The organism is Rhodococcus sp. R1101 (assembly GCF_000278445.1).
GTDB classification, from domain to species: domain Bacteria; phylum Actinomycetota; class Actinomycetes; order Mycobacteriales; family Mycobacteriaceae; genus Rhodococcus; species Rhodococcus gordoniae.
The window spans coordinates 1-417 of sequence record NZ_AJVB01000957.1 but is presented as its reverse complement, the minus strand read 5'-3'; the positions used below and the strand labels follow the sequence as shown (position 1 = coordinate 417).

Sequence of the window (417 nt, the reverse complement as noted above, 5' to 3'; positions counted from 1 at the left end):
GACCGTCGTCAAGCGCGGTTACCGCCTCGCCGTCGACCCGGAAGGAATGCACCCGTGACCGGTACACCTGCCGACCCCGCCCTGCTGCTCGTCGCCCACGGCACCCGCAATCCGCGCGGTGTCGACATGATCGCAGCGCTCGCCGACGCCGTCTCCTCCCGCGTCGGTTCCACCCGCGTCGCCTTCGTCGACGTCCTCGGACCGTCGCCGTCCGAGGTCCTGCGCGACACCGACCGTCCGACCGTGCTCGTTCCGGCCTTCCTCGCCTCCGGCTACCACGTGCACACCGATGTTCCGCGCGAGGTCGCGGCGAGCGGGAACGACGCGGTGACGATCACCCCCGCACTCGGTCCCGACCCGGCCCTCGCCCGCGTTCTCGTCGAGCGGTTGCGGCAGGCCGGCTGGACCGAGGGCGAC

1 protein-coding gene is annotated in these 417 nt (G+C 72.7%); it reads left to right on the top strand.

All coding sequences use genetic code 11. The features are described 5' to 3' along the window. Positions 1-54 precede the first annotated feature (54 nt). Positions 55-417, top strand: a 363-nt coding sequence (locus R1101_RS0125460; RefSeq protein WP_016935877.1) for a sirohydrochlorin chelatase, incomplete at its 3' end; no start/stop codon positions are given.